We start from the raw sequence: 1652 nt of genomic DNA, 5'->3' as shown, positions 1-1652 counted from the left end.
AAATCATCATCCCAATCTGCCTCTGCTATATACTCAATTAAACTACAGTATTTTTTATTAAAGCTATCTACTAATTCTTTATCAAATAGTTGTTCTACATACATCCAGGCACTATAAAACTCTCCATTTCTTTCAATCGCTTGTAGATCTAACCATGCTTGTGAAGTTTGTCCTGAAAAATATCTATCCTCTATTATCTCATTAGTTGAAAGAAACTCTTCTTGTTGAGATTCATCATCTCCTCCTACCGCACAAGTAAACACAACTGGTGATGCTGCTTGGTATGGATTTAATTTATGAATTCTTGTTAAATCTCTTTGTACCTCAAGCCCAGTATAAAGTTTATGATCTAAATCACTCCATAAATCATCATGTATATTTTTAAATTTTTGATATATATTTATATATTTATCTTGATAACCAAATAAATTTGTTGAAGTAAAATCTCCCCAAATATCATTGACTTCTTTATGAATATTTATTCTATTAAATACAGTTAGAGTAATAAGAAAATCTGAGCTTTGAGAATATCTTGATATAATATACCCATACAAAGATAATAGTGCGGCTGATGGAGATATTGCATTATTAGCACATTTATCTTTAAACCTAGACCATATTTGTTTATCTATATATCTTTCATTTATATTAAATTTAGGATTTTCTACTGTTGTAGGATCAACATTTAAACTTAAGTCTGGTCTCAAAGGTAAAGTAGTTACTTTTTTATCCCAATATAGTTTATCTTTTTTATACCATAAAGAATTCTTTAGATTACTTACATAATCTTGATAATCCTTAAAACATATTTCATAATTAGGAAGTTTATAAGATTGATCTTGATAAATAAGATTTATATATTCCATTAGCTTAACTCTACTTTGAGCGTCTAATAAAATAAGATCTATACTAATATGTAACACATCTTTATCTTTGAATCTTGAAATAAAGAAATCAAACAATGGATATATACCCACGTCATAAACTTTATGCGATTTTTTAGAACGAATTTGATTTAATATCTCTGAATTATAATTACTATCATACTCGATTACTGATACATTATAATAATCTATATTTTCTATTTTTAAATACTTTTGAGTTAACCTTTGTTCATCAAATACCGTTCGCATTTCTAAGAAGCTTACAATAATATTGTTAATAGCAAAGTTTAATCTTTCAACATTAAGCTTATCACTATACACGTATTCACTATAAATATGGTTTGTTACATTACCTATTTCAAATTGAGATTGTCTACCCAATAAATATGCTTTTTGAATATCTGTCATTTCAAATGGTTTATAAATATCACTATCATTGCAATTAATAGGTAATAAAGTTAAATCAGCTTCTGATTTAACTTTATAAAAATCACTAAGAGTATAATATTCCTTACCTTCTTCAACTAACTGCTGAGTATGCTCTTGTACTCTTATCAAATTAGCTTGGAATGACTGACTTAACTTATCTGTAGTATCTTTCCCTAACTGCGTTACTACATTAAACCTTAACTCTCCCTCTATAACTATACCATTTATATTTATAACATTATGATCATGGTTATCTGAATGTACAGGTATACCACTACTCTGGGATGCTAATTGCCATAAGCCTTCTTGAGAATCAAACTGACCTAAATAGTTAAAGCT

At 27.5% G+C, this 1652-nt stretch carries 1 protein-coding gene; it reads right to left on the bottom strand.

Annotated elements, in window-relative coordinates; all coding sequences use genetic code 11:
- A partial coding sequence (locus F3D62_RS12555) for a condensation domain-containing protein (RefSeq protein ID WP_150468583.1) occupies window positions 1-1652 on the bottom strand: 1652 nt, incomplete at both ends.

Origin of the sequence: Francisella sp. SYW-9 (assembly GCF_008711465.1) — a bacterium.
Taxonomy (GTDB): domain Bacteria; phylum Pseudomonadota; class Gammaproteobacteria; order Francisellales; family Francisellaceae; genus Francisella.
Note: the sequence above shows the minus strand (reverse complement) of the source record. Positions and strands in the feature narration are given on the sequence as shown.